The organism is Effusibacillus consociatus, assembly GCF_042652925.1.
Taxonomy (GTDB): Bacteria; Bacillota; Bacilli; order Tumebacillales; family Effusibacillaceae; genus Effusibacillus; species Effusibacillus consociatus.
Genome location: NZ_JBHSHC010000103.1, coordinates 1 through 972 on the forward strand (window position 1 = coordinate 1; position 972 = coordinate 972).

The 972-nt window shown below is 51.3% G+C and carries 1 pseudogene; it reads left to right on the forward strand.

The features are described 5' to 3' along the window. A pseudogene (locus ACFO8Q_RS13690) lies at window positions 1-731 on the forward strand (DDE transposase); the annotation flags it as partial. Window positions 732-972 lie beyond the last annotated feature (241 nt).

Here is a 972-nt window from a genome sequence, read left to right on the forward strand (position 1 = left end):
GTGCTGCGGACAGTCCCTACGATCTGCCGGTCTATCCGCGACTGTTTCGCGCCAGCCGGCATGACTCCGTTTCCTGGATTTGCGGTTACCGCGAACTTCGTCACTGGTTTCCGGATTGGAAAGTGGGAGAGGCGATCTTGGACTCGGCCCACGACGCCCTCCCGATCTATACCCTGCTGGAACACGATGATGTCTCCGCCATCATCGATCTGAACCTCAGGCGTTCCGGCAAATTGGTATACAACGATATGGAAATCGATCCAGATGGTGTTCCCGTGTGCCCGATTGGCCGGAAGATGATCGGTTGGGGCAAATGTCCCGGCCGTCAACGCGTCAAATGGCGCTGTCCCGCCAAAGTAGGCAAATGGGAATGCCCTCATCCGTGTTCACCTTCCGAGTACGGAAGGACATTCTACACATCCACTTCGGATAATCCTCGTCTGTTTCCTCGTCTGTTTCCTCGTCTGTTTCCTCGTCTGTTTCCTCGCGTCAGACGCGACAGCAAAGAATGGAAACAGCGATATGCCCTGCGGACTGGAGTGGAGCGGTGCATCAAGCGTCAAAAGGTGGATTACAAACTCGCAGCCTCTGAAGGTCACAGTTCCCGTCACTGGAACATTCGAGTCTACTTGATTGCCATGTGCCAGCATGCCGACGCATGGTTGGAAGAAGCAAGAAAAGCGAACCTTCCTTCACTGGACGAATGGTTTGCAAGCCAATTAGCTGCATAGTCACAGGCCTTTTCCATATTTTTTGAAAACCCGATATTGTCGGGTTATTTGGCATGCCCATTTTTTGAAAATGGCTTTCAAGGTTAACAAAATAGGCGATTTTTGACCCATTCACCCCTTGTCCAGACTCGGATTCATCTCTCTAATTCCGAGCTACTATCACTTACTCTTACAAAAACCGCCGATGCGACTTCTTCCCGTCAAACGTAAACAGTACCGGCCGATTTTCCAAAACCGTTTC